This is a genomic window from Companilactobacillus miaonis (genome assembly GCF_036913615.1).
Taxonomy (GTDB): Bacteria; Bacillota; Bacilli; order Lactobacillales; family Lactobacillaceae; genus Companilactobacillus.
In genome coordinates, this window is the sequence record NZ_JAYKTX010000001.1 from 1 (window position 1) to 20783 (window position 20783).

Below are 20783 nucleotides of genomic sequence, written 5' to 3' on the forward strand. Positions count from 1 at the left end.
CTTTTGCTTTCAAATCAAAACTATATTTAACCATACAAAAAGTGCTCCATAATCATTAGATTTCTTGTCTAACAATTATGAAGCACTTCATAATGTCAGGCTTATTTTTTAAATTATTTATTTTAGTCCAGTTTGATTCTTACCATCAACGGTATCGTTATTGAACGTAATGGTAATTTCTGCACCTTGCTCCCCATTCAAACCAGTTGTATATTTAAAGACTTTAGTGGAAGTCCCATTTATCATGGATTCACTATAAGTATTTGGGTTGCCCAAAGCATTGAGAACCTCGGTTGAAGTTTGACCATTCTGAAGTTCTTGATACTTTTTAAGGGTGATTTTTTCATTTCGAGTCACTTTTAAACCAGAAATCGACTTGGTAACAGCATGATCATTATAAAAGTGAACGATAACTTTGGAATTTTTAGTACCGTTAGCGACTTTTTCCCATGTATCGACGTTAGTTTGGAGGTCATCAACCTTGCTGACAGAACTTTCATCGGGTTTGCCGAAGTATTCTGTTAAAATGTCTGAAGACAAACCGTCTTTTTCACTTAGATAAATACCATTGTATTGTTTTAGACTAACCCCAGTGATTTCTTTAGTGGACTTTTTAGGTTCTTTTTTAGTTGATTTCTTTTTGGATGTTTGTGTGGTAGTAGTTTCATTCTTTTTAGGTGTATAAAAACTACCGAAAGTCCCAAAGAGAACCCCTCCGACGATTAAAATAACAATGATCAACCAGAACCACCACTTTTTGTAAAAAGCCTTTTTTGGTGGTTTAATATTGTGTTCTTGTCGATACTGTGCCCGACTTGGATACTTTTTACTAGTCATCTCAAAATCCCCCTAAATGACGATATTACTTTAATCATATTTTATCAGTAACCAAAAAGAATTGGGCTTTTTTTAAGAAAAATAAACAATAAAAAACCAGCCAAAATATTTTTGACTGGATGCTTTGTCAGGTACTATTTTTGTTGCTGTTTTTGCTGCTTTTTGTACCTCAATCCGATTGAAACCAAATTTTCTTTTCCCTTGAGAAGTCGTTTAATGTTAGGGATATGACGGATATATACAATGACCGTGACGATTGCTGCGACTACTGTTAAAATCCAATCGTGTAAGAATAAACTGGCAATTGTAAAGAAGAGAACCGTCGTTAAACTGGCTACACTGACCATACTAGTTACATAGACGATGGTTGCTAGAAAGATAAAGCAAATAAAAAATAATAACGGATTATAAGCTAATAAAATTCCAGCACTAGTGGCGACAGCTTTTCCACCTTTAAATTTTAGGAAAATTGAGAAGCAGTGTCCGATAACTGCAAAGATTCCGATAAATAGGACCCAATGTTTATCGAGTCCAAAGAATAATGGCATCAAAGCTCCTAAGGTACCCTTAAGAATATCAATTATTAAAACTGCAGTACCGGCAAATTTTCCAAATACACGATACGCATTGGTTGTACCAACGTTTCCACTACCGTAGTCGAAAATATTCTTGTGAAAAAAGACTTTACCGACGATATAGGCCGTGGGAAATGAGCCAATTAGATAGGCTAGGATTGCACAAATGAGAAGTTTCATTAAAAAATCACTCTTTTAGCTTTATTTTTGGTATATTGTAATTCATGGTGCTTTTATAAGAATTATAGATACCGACTTAGATATTATCCACTATTTCAGCAAAAAATAAAAGAAATCTTATGTACGAACATATATTCGTGTTAAGCTAATAGTGTTATAATATTGAAATATCGCACTACGTAGTAAATGAAAAGGAATGATATAAATGCCTAAATCATCTTATGATGATTCGTCAATTCAAATCCTTGAAGGATTAGAAGCTGTACGAAAAAGACCAGGGATGTACATTGGTTCTACAGATTCACGTGGTTTACATCACTTGGTTTATGAAATTGTTGATAATGCAGTTGATGAGGCCTTATCTGGATTTGGTAAGGAAATTAATGTTTCGATCAACAAGGATAATAGTATTACGGTCGTTGACCATGGACGTGGGATGCCAACCGGGATGCACTCCAGTGGAAAACCAACGATTGAAGTTATCTTGACGGTTTTGCATGCTGGAGGTAAATTCTCTGAGAATAGCTATAAAACTTCAGGTGGACTTCATGGTGTTGGTTCATCAGTTGTCAATGCTTTGTCAGATTGGATGACTGTTCGAGTAGTTCGTGATCATAAAGTTTACGAAGAACGTTTTGAAAATGGTGGTCATCCAGTTGGTACACTGAAGAAAACTGGTTCTACCAAAGAGGGTTCTGGAACGACAATTAGTTTCAAACCTGATGAAACGATTTTTCAAACGACCAAATTTAATTACGATACATTAGCAGAAAGATTACGTGAATCAGCTTTCTTGCTTAAAGGTGTCAAATTTACTATAACTGACAAACGTGGTGAAGAAGAACGGACTGATGTTTTTCATTATGAAGATGGAATTCAATCATTTGTTAAGTATCTTAACGAAGGAAAAGATGCCCTTGGTGGAATCTTCTACGTCGAAGGAACTAATTCAGATATGGAGATTGAATTTGCTGGTCAATACAATGACGGCTATTCAGAAAACATCATCTCCTTTGTCAATAACGTTCGTACTGCTGATGGCGGGACGCATGAAGTTGGAATGAAATCTGGCTTGACTAAAGCTTTCAACGATTATGCTCGTAAGGTCGGTCTCCTGAAAGAGAACAGCAAAAATCTTGAAGGTAGTGATGTCCGTGAAGGTTTGTCAGCTATCATCTCTGTTAGAATTCCAGAAGAGATCTTACAGTTTGAGGGTCAGACTAAAGGTAAATTAGGTACTCCTCAGGCTCGTTCAGCAGTCGATCAGTTGGTTTATGAACAAATGAGCTTTTATCTGATGGAAAACGGTGAGCAAGCCCAAATGCTCGTTAAAAAGGCTTTGAAAGCCCGTGAAGCTAGAAATGCGGCTCGTAAAGCTCGTGAGAGTTCTCGTAACGGCAAAAAGAATAAGAAAACTGATGGTTTGCTGTCAGGTAAATTAACACCTGCTCAATCAAAGAATCCTGACAAGAATGAATTGTTCCTAGTCGAGGGTGATTCTGCTGGAGGTTCTGCTAAACAAGGACGGGATCGTAAATTCCAAGCTATCTTACCTTTACGTGGAAAAGTTTTAAATACTCAAAAAGCAAAACTTGAAGATATTTATAAAAATGAAGAGATCAATACCATGATCTATACGATTGGAGCCGGTGTTGGAGCTGACTTCAAACTTGAAGATCGTAATTATGACAAAGTTATCATTATGACTGATGCTGATGATGATGGTTCACATATTCAGATTTTGTTATTAACTTTCTTCTATCGCTATATGAGACCACTAGTTGAATCGGGTCACGTCTATATTGCTTTGTCGCCACTTTATCGTTTGCAAAAGGGTAAAGGTGCCAAGGTTAAGACTAAGTATTGCTGGACCCCTGATGAACTTAAAGATGGTATTAAAGACATGGGTAAAGGTTATGATTTACAACGATTCAAAGGTTTAGGTGAAATGAATGCCGACCAACTTTGGAAGACAACTATGGATCCTAAGAATCGTATTTTGATCCGAGTTAATATCGATGATGCTGCTTTAGCAGAACGTCGAGTAACAACTTTGATGGGTGACAAGGTTAAACCAAGACGTGATTGGATCGAATCGAATGTTCGCTTCAATGGTACTGAAGAAGGGGATAACATTCTGGAGAAAGTTGATGATGATGCTGATCCAATTGACAGCAAACTTGTCGACGATTTATTGAATAAGGAATAGGTGATACATAGTGACTGAAAATTCTCCTAAAATTCAAGATATTTCGCTCGAAAAAATCATGGGAGATCGATTTGCGAGATATTCAAAATCAATTATTCAAGAAAGAGCGTTGCCAGATATTCGTGATGGCTTAAAACCAGTTCAGCGAAGAATCCTTTATTCAATGTTCTTGGATGGTAACACTTACGACAAAGGCTTTCGTAAGTCAGCTAAGGGTGTTGGTAACGTCATGGGTAACTTCCATCCTCACGGTGATTCATCGATTTATGAAGCGATGGTTCGTCTCTCACAGGATTGGAAATTAAGAAATCCATTGATTGAGATGCACGGTAATAACGGTTCAATGGATGGTGATCCACCAGCTGCTATGCGTTATACCGAAGCACGTTTAAGTAAGATTTCAACGGAAATGCTACGTGACATCAATAAAAACACTGTTGATGAAGAATGGAATTTTGATGATACCGAAAAAGAACCAAAAGTGTTACCAGCCCGTTTCCCTAATTTATTAGTAAATGGTGCTACCGGAATCTCAGCAGGTTATGCGACTGAAATTCCACCTCATAACTTAGGTGAAGTCATCGATGCTGTTATCAAGATGATTGACGAACCTGATGTGACTTTAGACGATTTGATGAAGATCGTTAAGGGACCAGATTTTCCAACAGGTGGTATTTTACAAGGTAAACAAGGTATCAAAGATGCTTATACGACTGGTCGAGGTCGCGTTTATATTCGTTCTAAGACTTCGATTCAGGAGATTCGTGGTCATAAACAACAGATCGTTATTACAGAGATTCCTTATGAAGTTAACAAAGCACAATTAGTCAAGAAAATGGACGAAATCCGTGTGATGAAAAAAGTTGAAGGAATCGCTGAAGTCCGTGATGAAAGTGACCGTCAAGGATTGTCGATCGTTATCGAATTGAAACGGGATGTTGACGCCAACGGTATTTTGAATTACATGTTCAAGAATACTGATTTGCAAGTTTCATACAACTTTAATATGGTTGCCATTGCTGACATGCGTCCTCAACAGGTCGGTTTGATCAAAATCTTGAAGGAATATATTAAACATCAAGAAGACGTCGTCTTACGTCGTAGTAAATTTGATATGGCTAAAGCCAAAAAACGTCTGCACATCGTGGAAGGCTTGATTAAGGCACTGTCAATTCTTGATAAGGTAATTAAAACGATTCGTTCAAGTAAGAATAAATCCGATGCTAAAAATAATTTGATCAAGAGTTATCAATTTAGTGATGAACAAGCGGAAGCAATTGTTTCCTTGCAACTTTATCGCCTAACTAATACTGATGTTACTGAGCTGCAACAAGAAGATAAAGAACTTCATGAGCAAATTGATCAGTTGAATGAGATTATTAGTGATCACGCAACTTTAATGAGTGTCATCAAGAAAGAGCTGACTCAAGTGCGTGATAGCTATGCTGACAAGCGTAGAACAAAGATTGAGGCTAAGGTCGAAGAGATTGAAGTTGACACGACCGTTATGGTTGCCAGTGAAGATGTCCGTCTGTTGGTCAGTCATGATGGCTATGTAAAACGCAGCAGTTTGCGTTCTTATCAAGCCTCTGATGCCGGCGATAATGGTTTGAAAAATGAGGATTATCCAATTATTGACGAGAATGTTAATACTTTGGATCACTTGTTCATTTTTACCGATAAGGGTAATTTGATTTACCGCCAAATTTTTGAAGTTGATGATAGTCGTTGGAAGGATACGGGTTCACATCTTTCTCAGGAAATTGGTTTGGATAGTGATGAATCAATTTTGAAGGCCTTCGTCTTTAAAGATTTAAAAGAAACTGGTAATTTCTTGATTGGTACTAATGAAAATTATATTAAACAAGTTGCCTTTAGTGATTTATTGCCGGGACGAACTTATAAGTCTCGTGCCTCGAAGTATTGCAAGTTAAAGACGGATAATGCCAGAGTGATGGATGTCTACTACGTACCAAACGACTCCTTGCAATTAGTTTATGTCTTTACAAAACATTCCTATGCTTCAGCTTTCCCTATCGAAGAAGTTCCAGTGGTTAGTGGAAAAGCTATCGGTGTTAAATTCGTTAGTTTGAAGGCAGACGATGAATTAGCTGGTTACTTTATTACCGATAATGACGATGATAAGATTGCCGTCTTAACGCAACGTGGTTCATACAAACAGATGAAGTTGTCAGAAATTCCTGTAACAAGTCGTGCTCGTCGTGGTGTCTTGACTTTACGTGAATTGAAACGTCAACCACATCGAATTTTACTAGTAACGAATATCTCTAATAATTTGCAATTATCAATTGTGACTGATACTAATAAAGAATTGCCGATTGATATTTCAATGCATCAAAATGCGGACCGCTACTCAAATGGGTCATTTATCATGGATCCTGAATCTGACGGTAATCCAATTAGATTTGTGAAAAAGATTGTAGATAATAATTAATATAATTAACAGATTTTGTAGTTATATAGTATTATTATCTTATTAAATGCATTACAAATTACTTTCATAAATATTAGGAGGACTCTTTATTGTTAGATGAAAAATCAAGAAGAGTTTTTAGTTCCAAAGCTTTAAATTACTTTGATGAATTGACCAAAAATATGAGTTATACCAAAACAGCACAACTGCTAGGTATCACGCAACCGGCTTTGACACAACAAATCAAAAAAATTGAACGGGTTGTTGGTGCTCCACTGTTTTATAGTATTGGCAAAAAGATTTATCTAACTGATGCTGGGACTTTGTTATTAAAGACCACACATCAGATGTTTAGTATGATCAATAATGTTACTGATCAGATTCAACAAGAGTCATCAGAACGTTCTGGTACGATCAGTATTGGCTTGTTATCAACGGCTGAGTCAATGGTTATTTAGGACTTTATCGTTGAATATAATCGTATTAATCCAGACGTGATCATTGATCTGAATCTTTTGACTCGTAAAGAGTTGTGGGACAGTATCCAAAACAATCGCATCGATTTAGCAATTATGTACTTACCAGATAAAAGTATTAAGAGTTGGAAACAATACCGGTCTAAGAAAATCATGAGTGATGAGATCATGTTGATCCACAACAATAAAAAATTTAGTAACCAAAAGAGTGTTACTTTTAAAGATGCCACGGCGAAACCTTGGGCAACTTATTTGAAGAGTTATTATTTCTCTGAATTGATCAGTGAAAAATATCGTGATGAATTGATTGATTTTCCTAAAGTCATTGCGAGATTTTCCTCACCATATCAATTGTTGAAATTCACTCAACAATCAGATGACGTTTATACAGTTTTACCACAGAGTTTTTGCATTGCTCACAAATCAATGTTTAAACTTTATCAAACACCACTTGAACCAGCTATCACAAGTGATTTATCATTTGTATATCGAGAGGATAAAGAAAAGATTCCGCGTATTGAAGATTTCCTTAGTGAATGGGATAATTTCTTAGAAGAGATGAGTTATATTGACCGTCTTAAATCTTCAAGATAAATTTTAAAAAGGGGCGCACAAACAAATGCCAGAGAAAGAATTAGTTTTTGGACATAGAAATCCTGATACAGATGCTGTTTCAGCAGCTGTTGCTTATTCATATTTACAAAATAAACTAGGTTATGATACTGAAGCTGTTGCTTTAGGAGAACCAAATCTAGAAACAAAATTTGTTTACGATCATTTTGATGCTAAATACCCACGTGTTATTTCAGCTATCAATGGTGAAGTTAAGAAAGTTATGCTTGTTGATCACAATGAAAAACAACAAAGTGTTTCTGATATTGACGATGTTCAAGTTACACATGTTGTTGATCATCACCGTATTGCTAACTTTGAAACAAAATTGCCTCTTTACTATCGTGCTGAACCTGTTGGTTGTGTAAGTACAATCATTTGGGAAATGTATCAAGAAAATGAAATTGAAATTCCAGCTAAGATTGCAGGTTTGATGGCTTCATCAATCATTTCAGATACATTGCTTTTGAAATCACCTACAACAACAGATGTTGACCGCAAAGCTTTAAAGGATCTCGCTAAGATTGCTGGAATCGACTATGAAGCTTATGGTCTTGAAATGTTGAAGGCTGGTACTAACCTTGACAGCAAGTCAACACAAGAACTTATCGATATGGATGCTAAGAGTTTTGATATGAATGGTAACAGCGTTCGTATTGCTCAAGTTAACACAGTTGATATCGAAGATACTTTGAAGCGTGAAGCTGAATTTGTTAGTGATATTAAAGCTGAAAATCAAAAGAATGGTTACAACTTATTCGTACTATTGATTACAAACATCCTAACTAGTGATACTACTGGTGTCATTATTGGTGATGACAATGCTATCAAGACTTTTGAAGAAGCTTTGAATACTAAGGTTTCAGATAACAAGGCTAGTCTACCTGGCGTTGTTTCACGTAAGAAGCAAGTTGTTCCTCCATTGGATGCAAAATTCTAATATGATTTAATTAATAAGGAATCCTTTCGGATTCCTTATTTTTTTCAACAAATACATCAATCGCTTACATTTATAATTTAATAAATAATAAAAGCTTTAAAATGTTATCGTTTCAAGCAACGATTGCTATTTAATTATATGTGAATAAGTAAAAAAACTAACAATAAAATTAATGAAAACGAGCTTTTTTCTTGAAAACGCATTCTCGGCTTTGCTATAATAACAATATTGCTGAAAAATGCTTTTTTACTTTGAAATTAGAGGGAGTTTTTATTTAATGAATGCTATGAATATTTTAATTGGCCTTATGCCAATGATTGGATGGGGTGTTTTCCCAATTTTGACTGGTAAGTTCGGAGGGAAGCCAGTCAACCAAATCGTTGGAGCAACTTACGGGACATTTTTGTCAGCTATAGTTGTATCGCTAGTCTTGCAAACACCTATGTTGACAGGAAAAAATTTCTTATTTACCTTCTTGTCTGGTGCTTGTTGGTCAATTGCACAAAGTTTGGTTTTTTATGCGTTCGCAGAAATGGGTGTTTCAAAGACAATGCCTGTTTCAACTGGATTCCAATTGATTGGTACATCTTTATGGGGAGTTATCGTCTTAGGTGAATGGCCAAGTGTGACGGCTAAATTGGTTGGTTTCTTCTCAATCATTTTGATTATTATCGGTGTTTATTTGACAACGTATAGCGAAAAGAAAGTTTCTGAAAGTGAATCAAATGTCGTTAAAGGTGTTACTTTAGTTTTAATTGCAACAATCGGTTACGTTGGTTATTCTGCTTTCCCTCAAGCTGTGAGTGTTGATGGCTTCCAAGCCTTTTTACCACAAGCTTTAGGGATGGCAGTCGCTTCAACAATTTTTGCCTTTATTACTAAGAGCAATCGTGAAGCTAAGCCATATCGTTCTAAAAGTACTTATTTGAATATTATCAGTGGTATCTTTTTTGCTTTTGCTGCCTTGACTTATTTGATCTCATCAAGAAAAGATGTTAATGGTTTGGCAACTGGATTTACTTTGTCACAGATGAATGTTCTAATCGCCACTTTAGGTGGAATTTATATTTTACATGAACATAAAACTCATAAAGAAATGGTAATGGTTTTATCAGGATTAGTTTTAGTTGTGATTGCTGGAATTATTACTGCTTTTATTTAAAAATCTATAGTCCTTATCCGGTAAAGGGTAGGGCTATTTTTTTACCATGATATATAAAAATAATGTTGACAGCGCTTACGCAAGATAATATTATGTGTTTGTAAACAATAGTAAAACGGTTTACCAAATACGGAGATGATTCACTTGAAGGCAAATAAGACAACGATTAAAGACGTTGCGTTGAAAGCTGGTATTTCGGTTACTGCAGTCTCGTTGATCTTAAATGGCAAAGGTGAACGTTTCAGCAGTGAAACAAAAAGAAAAGTTCATCAAGCGCAACTAGATTTGGATTATTATCCAGATTATTACGCACGAGGATTAGTTGGTCAGAGGAATAATTCTCTAGGAATCGTGATTCCAAATATTAAAAACCCTTTCTTTTCTTGTTTAGCTCTAAGCATTGAACAGGCAGCGATTCCGAAGGGCTATTTTCCACAAATATTCAGTGTTAATGGATTTAAGGAAAATATTGATTATTTTATTGAACAATTTGCTTCGGGAACACAAAAGGGATTAATTTTAGCTGCCCCTGGTGCTTCAAAGGAAATTGTCGATAAATTATCACTTCACAACGAGATTCCAATGGTTTTAACTGATCAAGCAGATTTGAGTACTGATGATGACCGAGTATTGATTGCTGAAGAAAAATCTGGAAAGGAGATAGCAAATTATTTAATCTCATTAAATCATCGACGAATTGCTTTTGTGATACCAAAGAAATTAACAATGAATTTAGTAAAACGTTTTACCGGGTATACACAAGCTTTCGTTGAACATGGTCTTGAGGTATCAGAAGATTTAATCTTTCGTACGGATTTCAATCCAGAAGGTGGTGTTAAAGCGGCAAAGGAGATTGTTAAAACTGACGCAACGGCAATCATTGCGATTAATGACGATGTTGCGATGGGAATCTATAAAGGTTTAAATCTGCTTGGAAAAACAGTTCCAGGTGATTATTCAGTGGTTGGATTCGATGACTTCAATTTGAATAAGTATTTGATTCCTAGTTTGACAACGATGGCACAACCAATTGATCTAATTGGTCAAAAAGTTGTAGATCTGTTGATTGAGCGAATAAAATATCCAAACCGACCTAGCAAGAAAATTGTCTTAGATACTAAATTGAAGATTGGAGATTCCACCAGGAAATTAAACGAAGGGGGACGTGTATTGTGAAAAAAGGATTAGTTTTGAATACACAAATTTCAGCAGTGATCGCTGATATGGGTCATTTTGACACATTATCAATTGGAGATGCAGGTATGCCAGTACCAGCTGGAACAAAGAAAATCGATTTGGCAGTTCAAAAAGGATTACCAAGTTTTATTGATGTTTTAAAAAATGTCCTGTCTGAATTACAGATTCAAAAGGTTTATTTGGCTGAGGAAATTAAAACTCAAAATCCAGAGCAATTAGCTAATATTAAGAAAATCATTGATGTTCCCATTGAATTTATGCCACATGAGGAGATGAAAAAACATTTAAGTTCTGATAAAGCTTTCATTCGTACAGGAGAAGCCAGTCCTTATTCAAATATCATTTTGGAAAGTGGAGTCACATTTTAAATGGGGGTGATTCTTGATGAAGATTGAAATGAAAGACATCAGTAAAGCCTTTGGAACTAATAAGGTTTTGGAAGGTGTTAATTTCACGGTTCAATCAGGTGAGGTTCATGCGCTGATGGGAGAGAATGGTGCTGGAAAATCTACCTTAATGAATATCTTAACTGGTTTGTATGGAGATGATGGAGGAGAGATTCTTGTTGATGGTCAAAAAGCACATTTTAGTGGACCACTTGATGCTGAGAAACATGGAATTTCTTTTATTCATCAGGAAATGAATAACTTCTTGGAAATGTCAGTCGTCGACAATATGTTTTTGAATAAAGAGATCAAGAACAAATTCGGTTTGATGAACGAAAATAAAATGCGTGAACAAGCCAAAACTTATCTTGATAAACTGGGTGCAAAAATCGATGTCGACAGACCAATTGGCAGTTTAAGTGTTGGGCGCCAACAGATGATTGAAATTGCCAAGTCATTGATGACAGATGCCAAAATTATCATCATGGATGAACCAACGGCTGCTTTAACTGAAAATGAAATTGCACAGTTGTTTGAAATAGTTCGGGGATTAAAGGAACAAGGTGTAGGTTTCATTTATATTTCCCATCGAATGGAAGAGATATTTGAAATTGCTGATAAAGTTACAGTTATGCGAGACGGTATCTCAATTAATGAATATCACACTAAGGATGTTTCGATGAAGCAATTGGTCAAGGATATGGTTGGTCGAGAAATTGGCGATTTTTATCCGGATCGAAATCCAAAATTTGGGAAAGTTTCTTTAGAAGTGCAGCATTTAACTGAAAATGGGGTCTTCAAAGATGTTAATTTTAAAGTTCATGAAGGGGAAATTTTAGCTTTTTCTGGTTTGATGGGAGCCGGAAGGACCGAAATTATGCGGTCAATTTTTGGAATTGATCCTCACAATGAAGGAAAAATTTTAATCGATGGGCAAGAAGTACATATTCATTCACCACAAGAAGCCATCAAACATCAGATCGGCTTTTTAACTGAGAATCGAAAAGACGAAGGATTGATTTTAAATGATTCGTTGCGTGATAATATCGTTTTACCTTCCATCAATGGCTTTGTAAAACATGGCTTAATCGATGATAAAGCAATCAATGATTTTACCAATATGTTACTAAAACGCCTTAGTGTTAAAGCTCAAAGTGCCGATGTATCAGCTAGTAGTCTGAGTGGTGGTAATCAGCAAAAAGTTGTTTTAGCTAAATGGGTTGGCTCAGGTTCGAGAGTTTTGATTTTAGATGAACCAACTCGTGGTGTCGATGTTGGTGCTAAACGTGAGATCTATGATCTAATGAACGAATTAACTGACCGTCACGTGGCTATTATTATGATTTCTAGTGACTTACCAGAAGTTCTTGGGATGAGCGATAAAATAGCGGTCGTCTATGAGGGGAAAATCACTGGAATTGTAGATACTAAGAACGCCACTCAAGAATCAGTTATGACCTTAGCGACAGGGGGAGTCAAAGATGGAACAGGAAACTAAAGTTAGTCAATCTAAAGAAAAAAAGAGTTTCGATTTTAAGAAATTTATTAGTAAAATGGGACCCTTAGTAGCTTTGATCATCTTAATAATTTTAGTCACAGCACTTAGTCCCGGCTTTATTCAACCAAGTAATTTATTGAATCTTTTGCGTCAGGTTTCAATCAATGCAGTTATTGCCTTTGGTATGACATTTGTAATTTTGACAGGTGGAATCGATTTGTCAGTTGGTTCGATCCTAGCTTTGACAGGTGCAGTTACCGCTTCAATGTTAGTCAGTGGTATGTCAGCTGGATTAGCACTCTTAGTCGGATTATTAATGGGTGGAATCCTTGGCTTTTTAAACGGTGTTCTGATCGCCTATGGAAAAGCAGCTCCGTTTATTGCTACCTTAGCAACAATGACTATTTTTCGTGGAGCAACCTATGTCTTTACAAATGGTAATCCGATTACTGGAACTAAAATGAATAATAGTTTTCTTTTCCAATTCATGGGTCGTGGTTACTTACTCGGAATACCAGTACCAATTTTCATTATGGCAATTGTTTATTTAATTTTATATTTATTACTACATAAGACGACTTTTGGTCGCAAAACTTATGCTTTAGGTGGCAACGAGCAAGCAGCTTACATCGCTGGTGTTAAGACTAAGGTCGTTACCATGTGGATCTACACCATTTCAGGATTAATGGCAGCTTTAGCGGGAATCATTTTAACTTCTCGTTTAAGTTCAGCTCAACCAGATGCTGGTACTTCATATGAAATGGATGCCATCGCCGCAGTTGTTCTAGGAGGAACTTCTCTAGCTGGTGGTAAAGGTAGGATTTTTGGAACTTTAATTGGTGCTTTGATTATCGGTACTTTGAATAATGGAATGAACTTATTAGGAATTTCCAGTTTCTATCAGCAAATTGTTAAAGGTATCGTAATCTTAATCGCTGTACTTATTGATAGACGTTCATCAAATGATTAATCATATTAATAATGGGGGATTTACTATTATGAAAAAATCTTTAAAACGAATTCTATTGACCGTGGGTGTTTCAGCCTTAGCATTGATCACTCTAGCTGGATGTGGTAATACAGGATTAGATTCCGGAAACTCCAGTGACTCTAAAGTTGAAAAGAAGAAACCAAAGGATATTAAAGTTGGAGCAAGTCTTTCAACACAATCCAATCCATTCTTCGTTTCAGTTAAGAAAGGTATCAATGACTTAGCTAAGAAAAATGATACCAAAGTTCAAATTTCTGATGCACAAAATGATACAGCAAAACAGAATAACGACATTGAAGATTTAATCACTAAAAAGGTCGACATCCTGATCATTAACCCAGTTGACTCTTCAGCTATCACGCCGGCAGTTAAAGACGCTAATGATGCTGGAATCCCAGTTATCACAGTTGATCGTTCCAGTGATGGTGGTAAAGTTCTATCCTTAGTTGCTTCAAATTCGACCAAAGGTGGGCAAATGGCTGCTAAGTTTTTGATTGAAAAATTAGGTGAGAATGCGAAGATTGCTGAATTACAAGGAATTCCAGGTGCCTCAGCTACACGTGAACGTGGTAAAGGTTTTGATAATTACTCCAAAGGTAAATTGGATATTGTTGCAAAACAAACAGCTGGATTTGACCGTGCTAAAGGTTTGAGTACAACTGAAAATATTCTTCAAGGTAACCCAGATATCGTTGGTATTTTCTCACAAAATGACGAAATGGCACTAGGCGCTGTTCAAGCAGTTAAAGCTGCTAACAAAGAAGTTACAATTGTTGGTTTTGATGGTGAAGAAGACGGAATTAAGGCTGTTAAATCAGGTAAAATGGCCGCAACTGTCGCTCAACAACCAGAAGAAATGGGTCGCTTGTCACTTCAAGCAGCCTATGATTACTTCAACGGTAAGAAAGTTAAGAAGAGTATTGAATCACCATTGAAGTTAGTTACAACAGAAAGCTTAAACAAATAACAGACATGAATTAAGGGAAATGTGAAATTTTTTCATGTTTCCCTTTTTTGGAGGTAATAAAATGGCAAATAAAGTGACTGTCTTGGGAAGTATTAACGTCGATAGTATTTTACATATCGATAATTTACCAAAGCCTGGTGAAACGATTCAAATGAATTCATTTTCAAAAGCCGCTGGTGGAAAAGGTGCTAATCAAGCTGTAGCGGCAGCCCGTTCTAAAGCCCAAACTAGTTTTATAGGTCGAATCGGGGATGATGCTAATGGAAATTTCATGCTAAAACAACTAAAAGATAATCAGATTAACGTTGATCACGTTACAGTTTCACCTAAAAAAGATACGGGGCAAGCCTATATTCTTCTACAAAAGAGTGGTCAGAATTCAATCATTGTCCAAGCTGGAGCAAATTTTCTTGTTACTCCAGCAGATGTAAAAAAGGCTAAAACAACTATTCAAGCAAGTGACTTTGTGGTAACTGAATTTGAAACTCCGGTTTCTGGGGCAATCGAAGCCTTTAAAATTGCTCATGAAGCTAATAAAACGACAATTTTAAATCCAGCACCAGCTCATAAAGAGATTCCAAAAGAATTATTGAGTTTAACTGACGTTATTACCCCAAACGAGACTGAGAGTGAATTGATTTCTGGTATTAAAGTCACTGATATTGATTCAATGAAAGAATCTGCCAAATTCTATCATGATCTAGGAATTGCCTGCGTAATTATCACGTTAGGTTCAAAAGGTTCATTTTTTTCTTATAAAGGTGAGAACGAACAGATTCCGGCATTTAAAGTTGAAGCAGTTGATACTACAGCCGCAGGAGATACTTTTATTGGAGCTTTGTCTGCAGAACTAAAAACTGATTTTTCTAATTTACACGAAGCAATCGTTTATGCCAGTAAAGCTTCATCATTAACAGTCCAAAAATTAGGAGCTTTTCCATCCATCCCAGTTCGAGATGAGATTTAAAAAAGACACGTCGAAAAATTCGACGTGCCTTTTTATATCAGAGAGTTTATAAAATTGATTTGTACTTGGATCAATACAAATTGGGAGGATATTTATTATAAGTAGTGTTAATGAGAAAATCACATTTTGTAATGTATATCTAAGGAGAATATTTATCAGGTAATATCTACCTGACACCTCTAATGTAGTTTCTTTTTGAATGATAGTTAAATAATTTGATTGACTTACTCACGATATTTTCGTAATCCGGGAGCTTGAAAAGTGGTGATAAAATGGCCTATTTCTGGTAAAGAATCGCTGAATAACAACGTTTGGCGGACCTTTTTATCCAAAAAACCTTGCGTGGTCATCTCGTCATAGAAACTTGCCAATTTGTCATAGTAGTGATTGGGATTAAAGAAGATACAGGGATGACTGCTTTCACCGATAATGGTCCACGAGAAAGCTTCCGAAATTTCCTCTAACGTTCCTGGACCGCCTGGTAAAGCAATGTTGGCGACTGAATCTTGAAGCATCAATTCTTTTCGTTCGGACATAGTTTGGACAATGTCTAATTTAGTTAAGTTGTCATGAGCTAAATTTCGATCGAACAATTTTTGAGTAATGATACCGTGGACGAATCCATTTTTCTCTAGAACACTGTCGGCGACGATTCCCATCAGCCCTTTATTCCCCCCGCCATAAGTGAGTCCATAATCATTTTCGACCAGCCAGTGGCCAAGTTCTCTGGCACTAGTTTGATAAATTTCTTGGTTACCAGTTGAGGCACCACAGTAAACCGCAATGTTTTTCATAAATTTTTATCCTTAAATTTCAAAATTTGTTTCACGCTTCAAACGTCGATAATACAAAACTGAAGCCGTGTCCAAAGCTTCTAAAGCTCGCAGTTGATCGTCTGATAAAGTTTTGGTACTGAGTGCTACTAGAATGAAGGTCGTATAAAGCTTTTTAGGTGCAAGATCAAGTTTAGTCGTTTCACTATCTCGCTTTAAATCACGATGTAAAGCCGTCACAGTCAAGAGTGGTGAATTAGCGGCCTTATTACGACTCAAGAAGAGATTATCGTTATCCCAATAGTTTTTGTAAGGCTCAATATAACTATGATAGATGTCTAAAAAATGTTTTTCATCACGATTGAATTGCAATTGATTGAATTTTTTATAAAAATCCGCTTGAAGCGCTTCTTTATAATTGAATCCCTTGGAGATGATCAAAATCAATAATCTCGTGTAGACACTGAGATCCATTTCTAGATAATCAGATAACTTTAAAAAGACTTGTACAGGGAAATCCGATTGCTTGGGGACTGTGACACTATTAACATTTAAAGTTGGAATCTCAGGCGTTTTTTTAATACTGAAGAGATATTTGAAGTAAACATTTAAATTGCTGATAACTTTATTGATTGTACTAGGACTTAATTTGAGATTTTCTAACATGAAGTCCTTGAAAAGTCTGACATCCATTTCGTGAACATCGGTGATTTTTTCGGAGATCTTAAAATCATTATTGTGCTGGACTGTATAGTTGAAGAAATCATTTAAAGAGTTCATATATTCAGTATGAGCTTTAGGTGAGATATGTCGAGTTTTCAAATAGGCATTGAATCCTGATAAATAGGGGACCTTAACCATTTTCTTCACCTCCTAATTTTATTATACCTTAGTTAAAGAATTGTAAAAAAATAGAACTAGGAAAAACCTAGTCCTAAATATTAATTTACACTTATATCCATCGCTTTGTCACCAGCTAAGACGTCTTTTTCCTCAAATTCACCCATTTCCTTAACTTCATCCGAGTTAGTAATAATGGTCATAAGGGAAGTATCTTTTCCAGCTTCCTTAACTTGTTTCAAGTCCATTGTAGCAATTTTTTGACCTGTTTTTACGGTGTCGCCTTCTTTGATGAACATTTCAAAAGGTTTACCTTTTAATTCAACCGTATCGATTCCAAGGTGAAGCATAATTTCAAGACCATGCTTAGTTGTGATCATCAAGGCGTGTTTAGTAGGAAAGACAGTCCCAATAACACCACCAATTGGTGCTACGATCGTGTTTTCAGTTGGTGCTAGTGCATATCCGTCTCCCATAAGTTTCTGTGAAAATACTGGATCACTGACTTTATCCAAATGAATCAGTTTACCCGTGGCAGGTGCTACGAATTCATCGATCTTTTTTCTTGTGAACAACCCCATATATAATCTTCCTCTCAAGTTTTTCAGTAGATGAGTTCTACTAAAACGTTTACAACCTTACATTTATATTATAGATTCTTTTAAGATTTATGAAAAATATTTTAAACAAGCCTTAAAAAAATCAGTTATTAGCTTGTAAAAAGCCGTTGTAAGCGCTTAACTATTATTTAATAGTATAACTACCTTTGTGTAATTTCAATAAAAATTGGCTAAAAATGGTCTAGATTAATAAAAAAACAATAATTTCCCAAATTGTTAGGAAATTATTGAATAAATTTATTCAGAGAATTTGAACTTACTCCATGGCTTAATAAAGTCTAAGAGAATGAGTTCATCAGGACTAATACTACCGATTTTATTTTTACGTGCTTCACTGTGTGGTTGTAATACTATTTGTAGTTCGTTTTTGTAAATTCCAAAGCCGTCGTTACCGACTAAAACATCCCCACGTTGAAATTCTTGTTCGTTATCATGTGGTTTGTTAGGAACTTCTTTATATGTTACTCGAGGCATAGTCGAGCGAATAACTAAATTGTTCATGTCTCCACGTCTAAAGTGTTGTGGAGTAAGAGCAACTGTTTTTTCGATCTCGTTGACGTCAGGTACAAAATTAATATGAAATTCGACTTGATATCTATTCAAACTAGACATTGCTTTCAATTCTTCTTCAGAAGCGTAAGCATTTCCAATAATGACATCATCGATCATATTTGAAGCGAATAGATGTTTTGTCTGTACTTCAATTGGTAAACGACGATCCATCTCAAGAGTAGGTAGGCCATCATTAACATTCCAAGGGCCCATATTACCAACTTGACTGGCCACAAAAGCAGCAGTATGAATGTTGAATTTTCTAAATCTTTCACTACATTTCATAAAGAAATCATATGGCAAAGCAGTACCCACTTGAGGATAGAAATTGTGACACCCATAAATATGGGATGTATTAGCTTGGTAACTGATGATGTTATTCAAATAGTCAACGTTGTTACTCATGTTCAATTCAATGATCAAACCATATTTGTTGTAAGAAAGCATTGCTTCGGTTGCACCATCGAATCCTTGATCTAATCTGATGCCAGCTACATGAAGATCATGGAAGAATTCGAGATCATCGTAACTGATGTGTAGTTGGTCAAAAATTCTTGGAGAAACATCGATAATTGTTTGGTAACCTAATTTGTTACCAACATCAACGATTTTTTGATATTTAGCTTTCGTTTCTTCGACTGATCCCTGAACTTCCAACATACTCATAAAAATTCTTGAAAAGCCATACTTGTGACCTAATTCTAAGTATGCTTTGTTCTTTTCAAAATCGCTGTGGTCAGGATAAATGGATAAACCTAATTTTCTCATTGTCATATTTAATTTCTCCTTAATTATTTATTCCATAGTGGCCAAAAGATGGCTCCTCGAGCATTATTAGTATCTACAACGGTTGCATTGATATCGGGGTAAGATTTCAAGACATTTTCTGTCAAAAACTTACGGAACATCGCGTTGTGAACTAAAACAGATCCAGATAAAGCGATGTCTTTTGGATGCTGACCTTGATATCTTGAGAACAAGCCGATGATTTCGTTACTTAAAGCAAGAGCTTCTTCTTTGATTACTTCAATAGCTTCTTGGTCAGCGTTATCAGCTAATTTAGCAATTTCAAGTGCAATCGCTGCAATCTCTTTTCGATTTAAGGCATAAAAGTTTTTTACAGCTTCTTTTGGAGACTGAGCATCTAATTGAGCTAAGAGGGTAGATTGCAGCGATGAAGTTTTACCCAAATCATATTGATGAAGCATCTTCTTCATTGCGGTAACTGTAATTTTATAAGCACTACCAGTGTCTCCTAGTAAGTTACCCCAACCGCCAAAACGAAGCATTTGCTGATTTTGGCGTCCATAAACGACTGATCCGGTTCCAGAAATCACTAAAGTACCATCTTTTCCTTCCAGTCCGTTTAAAAGCGCTAACTGTGCATCACTGATTACATAAGTTTTTATTTGGAATTTTTGGGTCAATTTTTCAGCGACTTCTTTTGAATTTCCTTTTGTTTCAACGCCGGCGATACCTATTAGAATGTATTTACAATTAGCACGACCATGCTGAGTTATTAAAGAATCAATTACCTCACTAAGATTCTTTAAAGTTTCTTCTTCATTGAGAAAAATATTACCAGGTCCACTTTGAACTTGCGAAAGTAACTGGTTATCTTCGTTAAAAGCTTGACCAACGATGTGGGTTCCACCGCTGTCGATACCTATTACGTAACTCATAAGAAAATCTCCTTTGACATTTTTTATGTAAACCCTTACTCTTAATTATATTTATTTGAAATTTTTTTTCAACATTTAATTGAAAAATGTGATTTTTTGTTTTATAAATATAATTAGGATAATAAGGAGAAAAAAGAGGTAATTATATGGCCGTTTTAAATTTAGCAAGATCTTCTAAGATATTGAGTAATCAAACTAATGTAGTCGCTATTTTACCAGATGAAATAAAAATTCAAGCAAAAATACCAGTGATCTGGTTATTTCACGGTTTAGGTGATAATGGAACTTGTTGGTTAAGAAAAACTAGCTTGGAAAGAATCGCTAGTAAATACAATGTGGCAGTGATTATGCCTGACATGCAAAGAAGCTTTTATACAAATACAGCTTCTAACGTTCGTTATTGGGATTACTTGACACAAGAACTGATACCTCAAATGCAAAGGTACTTTCCATTGAGTCAAAAAGCTAGTGAAAATTACTTAGTAGGTAACTCTATGGGTGGATATGGCGCATTAAAATTGGCAGCTAACTTTCCAGATAAGTTTTCCGCCGTTGCTGCAATATCTCCCGTTACTAATTTAAAAGTGGTAAAAGACATCATGCCAGATTATCAAGCAGTTTTTGATGACTATCAAGCAAGTCAATACCAGCTAGAAAGTATGTTTAAAAAAGCTGATTTAACACAACTAAAATTATTACGGTGGTATGTCGCTACTGGAAATGATGATTTTATGAAAAATGACTGTGATAAATTTACCCAATTTTTAACAAAAGACATTGGCTTAAACCTTATTTATGATGAACAGCCTGGCAGTCACAACTGGGATTTTTGGGATATGGAAATAGCAAAAATTTTTGAATGGTTACCTTTAGGGAAAATATAGG

Annotated in this window: 20 protein-coding genes; 13 read left to right on the forward strand and 7 right to left on the reverse strand. The window is 35.7% G+C overall.

Going from position 1 to position 20783, the window contains the following annotated elements:
* Positions 1-117: 117 nt before the first annotated feature.
* Positions 118-837 carry a DUF3862 domain-containing protein gene (locus U8521_RS00005; protein WP_334351448.1) on the reverse strand — a complete coding sequence of 240 codons (720 nt, stop codon included), beginning with the start codon at positions 835-837 and terminating at the stop codon, positions 118-120.
* 134 nt (positions 838-971) lie between these two features.
* Positions 972-1592, reverse strand: coding sequence for a glycerol-3-phosphate 1-O-acyltransferase PlsY (gene plsY / locus U8521_RS00010; RefSeq protein WP_334332510.1), 621 nt, complete (start codon positions 1590-1592; stop codon positions 972-974).
* Positions 1593-1797: 205 nt separating this feature from the next.
* Here plsY and parE point away from each other — a divergent pair, with 205 nt between their 5' ends.
* From parE to rbsK, 12 genes are all read left to right on the forward strand, one after another.
* Positions 1798-3801 carry a DNA topoisomerase IV subunit B gene (gene parE, locus U8521_RS00015; RefSeq protein ID WP_334351449.1) on the forward strand — a complete coding sequence of 668 codons (2004 nt, stop codon included), beginning with the start codon at positions 1798-1800 and terminating at the stop codon, positions 3799-3801.
* A 10-nt stretch (positions 3802-3811) separates the two neighbouring features.
* Positions 3812-6256 (forward strand): DNA topoisomerase IV subunit A, encoded by a 2445-nt coding sequence (gene parC / locus U8521_RS00020; RefSeq protein ID WP_334351450.1) that lies wholly within the window; start codon positions 3812-3814, stop codon positions 6254-6256.
* Positions 6257-6345: 89 nt separating this feature from the next.
* Positions 6346-6693, forward strand: coding sequence for a LysR family transcriptional regulator (locus U8521_RS00025; RefSeq protein ID WP_334351451.1), 348 nt, complete (start codon positions 6346-6348; stop codon positions 6691-6693).
* 6 nt (positions 6694-6699) lie between these two features.
* Positions 6700-7305, forward strand: a complete 606-nt coding sequence (locus U8521_RS00030) for a LysR family transcriptional regulator substrate-binding protein (RefSeq protein WP_334351611.1) — start codon at positions 6700-6702, stop codon at positions 7303-7305.
* Positions 7306-7330: 25 nt separating this feature from the next.
* Positions 7331-8263, forward strand: a complete 933-nt coding sequence (locus U8521_RS00035) for a manganese-dependent inorganic pyrophosphatase (protein ID WP_334351452.1) — start codon at positions 7331-7333, stop codon at positions 8261-8263.
* A 277-nt stretch (positions 8264-8540) separates the two neighbouring features.
* Positions 8541-9425 (forward strand): ribose/proton symporter RbsU, encoded by an 885-nt coding sequence (gene rbsU / locus U8521_RS00040; protein WP_334351453.1) that lies wholly within the window; start codon positions 8541-8543, stop codon positions 9423-9425.
* 144 nt (positions 9426-9569) lie between these two features.
* Positions 9570-10601 (forward strand): LacI family DNA-binding transcriptional regulator, encoded by a 1032-nt coding sequence (locus U8521_RS00045; RefSeq protein ID WP_334351454.1) that lies wholly within the window; start codon positions 9570-9572, stop codon positions 10599-10601.
* A complete protein-coding gene (gene rbsD, locus U8521_RS00050) occupies positions 10598-10990 on the forward strand; it encodes a D-ribose pyranase (RefSeq protein WP_135373383.1) in 393 nt (130 codons plus the stop codon). The genes U8521_RS00045 and rbsD overlap by 4 nt, the downstream gene beginning before the upstream one ends.
* 16 nt (positions 10991-11006) lie before the next feature.
* Positions 11007-12506, forward strand: coding sequence for a sugar ABC transporter ATP-binding protein (locus tag U8521_RS00055; protein WP_334332503.1), 1500 nt, complete (start codon positions 11007-11009; stop codon positions 12504-12506).
* Entirely contained in the window at positions 12490-13476 is a 987-nt protein-coding gene (locus U8521_RS00060; protein ID WP_334332502.1) for an ABC transporter permease subunit, read from the forward strand. The genes U8521_RS00055 and U8521_RS00060 overlap by 17 nt, the downstream gene beginning before the upstream one ends.
* A gap of 28 nt (positions 13477-13504) precedes the next feature.
* Positions 13505-14464, forward strand: coding sequence for a D-ribose ABC transporter substrate-binding protein (locus U8521_RS00065; protein WP_334332501.1), 960 nt, complete (start codon positions 13505-13507; stop codon positions 14462-14464).
* A gap of 61 nt (positions 14465-14525) precedes the next feature.
* Positions 14526-15431: a ribokinase gene (gene rbsK / locus U8521_RS00070; protein ID WP_334351455.1), complete on the forward strand. Its 906-nt coding sequence runs from the start codon at positions 14526-14528 to the stop codon at positions 15429-15431.
* Between the two features lie 224 nt (positions 15432-15655).
* Here rbsK and U8521_RS00075 read toward each other — a convergent pair whose 3' ends face one another.
* The 5 genes from U8521_RS00075 to U8521_RS00095 form a co-directional block, all read right to left on the reverse strand.
* Positions 15656-16225 carry an LOG family protein gene (locus U8521_RS00075; protein WP_334351456.1) on the reverse strand — a complete coding sequence of 190 codons (570 nt, stop codon included), beginning with the start codon at positions 16223-16225 and terminating at the stop codon, positions 15656-15658.
* A 12-nt stretch (positions 16226-16237) separates the two neighbouring features.
* Positions 16238-17065, reverse strand: a complete 828-nt coding sequence (locus U8521_RS00080; protein ID WP_334332498.1) for a site-specific integrase — start codon at positions 17063-17065, stop codon at positions 16238-16240.
* 80 nt (positions 17066-17145) lie between these two features.
* On the reverse strand, positions 17146-17625 hold the full coding sequence (locus tag U8521_RS00085) for a PTS sugar transporter subunit IIA (RefSeq protein WP_334332497.1): 480 nt from the start codon (positions 17623-17625) through the stop codon (positions 17146-17148).
* 276 nt (positions 17626-17901) lie between these two features.
* Complete coding sequence (locus tag U8521_RS00090) at positions 17902-18990, reverse strand: DUF871 domain-containing protein (protein ID WP_135371421.1); 1089 nt, start codon at positions 18988-18990, stop codon at positions 17902-17904.
* 17 nt (positions 18991-19007) lie between these two features.
* On the reverse strand, positions 19008-19898 hold the full coding sequence (locus tag U8521_RS00095; protein WP_334351457.1) for a BadF/BadG/BcrA/BcrD ATPase family protein: 891 nt from the start codon (positions 19896-19898) through the stop codon (positions 19008-19010).
* A 146-nt stretch (positions 19899-20044) separates the two neighbouring features.
* On the opposite strand from U8521_RS00095, the gene U8521_RS00100 reads away from it, so the two are divergent.
* Positions 20045-20782 carry an alpha/beta hydrolase gene (locus tag U8521_RS00100; RefSeq protein WP_334332495.1) on the forward strand — a complete coding sequence of 246 codons (738 nt, stop codon included), beginning with the start codon at positions 20045-20047 and terminating at the stop codon, positions 20780-20782.
* The last annotated feature ends 1 nt before the right edge of the window (position 20783 follow it).

What these genes read in the sequence shown, in the direction of transcription:
- U8521_RS00035 (WP_334351452.1), top strand. Translation starts at nt 7,331, where the DNA reads ATGCCAGAGAAAGAATTAGTTTTTGGACATAGAAATCCTGATACAGAT.
- rbsU (WP_334351453.1), top strand. Translation starts at nt 8,541, where the DNA reads ATGAATGCTATGAATATTTTAATTGGCCTTATGCCAATGATTGGATGG.
- U8521_RS00100 (WP_334332495.1), top strand. Translation starts at nt 20,045, where the DNA reads ATGGCCGTTTTAAATTTAGCAAGATCTTCTAAGATATTGAGTAATCAA.
- U8521_RS00055 (WP_334332503.1), top strand. Translation starts at nt 11,007, where the DNA reads ATGAAGATTGAAATGAAAGACATCAGTAAAGCCTTTGGAACTAATAAG.
- U8521_RS00080 (WP_334332498.1), bottom strand. Translation starts at nt 17,065, where the DNA reads ATGGTTAAGGTCCCCTATTTATCAGGATTCAATGCCTATTTGAAAACT.
- U8521_RS00085 (WP_334332497.1), bottom strand. Translation starts at nt 17,625, where the DNA reads ATGGGGTTGTTCACAAGAAAAAAGATCGATGAATTCGTAGCACCTGCC.
- parE (WP_334351449.1), top strand. Translation starts at nt 1,798, where the DNA reads ATGCCTAAATCATCTTATGATGATTCGTCAATTCAAATCCTTGAAGGA.
- plsY (WP_334332510.1), bottom strand. Translation starts at nt 1,592, where the DNA reads ATGAAACTTCTCATTTGTGCAATCCTAGCCTATCTAATTGGCTCATTT.
- U8521_RS00065 (WP_334332501.1), top strand. Translation starts at nt 13,505, where the DNA reads ATGAAAAAATCTTTAAAACGAATTCTATTGACCGTGGGTGTTTCAGCC.
- U8521_RS00075 (WP_334351456.1), bottom strand. Translation starts at nt 16,225, where the DNA reads ATGAAAAACATTGCGGTTTACTGTGGTGCCTCAACTGGTAACCAAGAA.
- U8521_RS00060 (WP_334332502.1), top strand. Translation starts at nt 12,490, where the DNA reads ATGGAACAGGAAACTAAAGTTAGTCAATCTAAAGAAAAAAAGAGTTTC.
- U8521_RS00095 (WP_334351457.1), bottom strand. Translation starts at nt 19,898, where the DNA reads ATGAGTTACGTAATAGGTATCGACAGCGGTGGAACCCACATCGTTGGT.
- rbsK (WP_334351455.1), top strand. Translation starts at nt 14,526, where the DNA reads ATGGCAAATAAAGTGACTGTCTTGGGAAGTATTAACGTCGATAGTATT.
- U8521_RS00005 (WP_334351448.1), bottom strand. Translation starts at nt 837, where the DNA reads ATGACTAGTAAAAAGTATCCAAGTCGGGCACAGTATCGACAAGAACAC.
- U8521_RS00090 (WP_135371421.1), bottom strand. Translation starts at nt 18,990, where the DNA reads ATGACAATGAGAAAATTAGGTTTATCCATTTATCCTGACCACAGCGAT.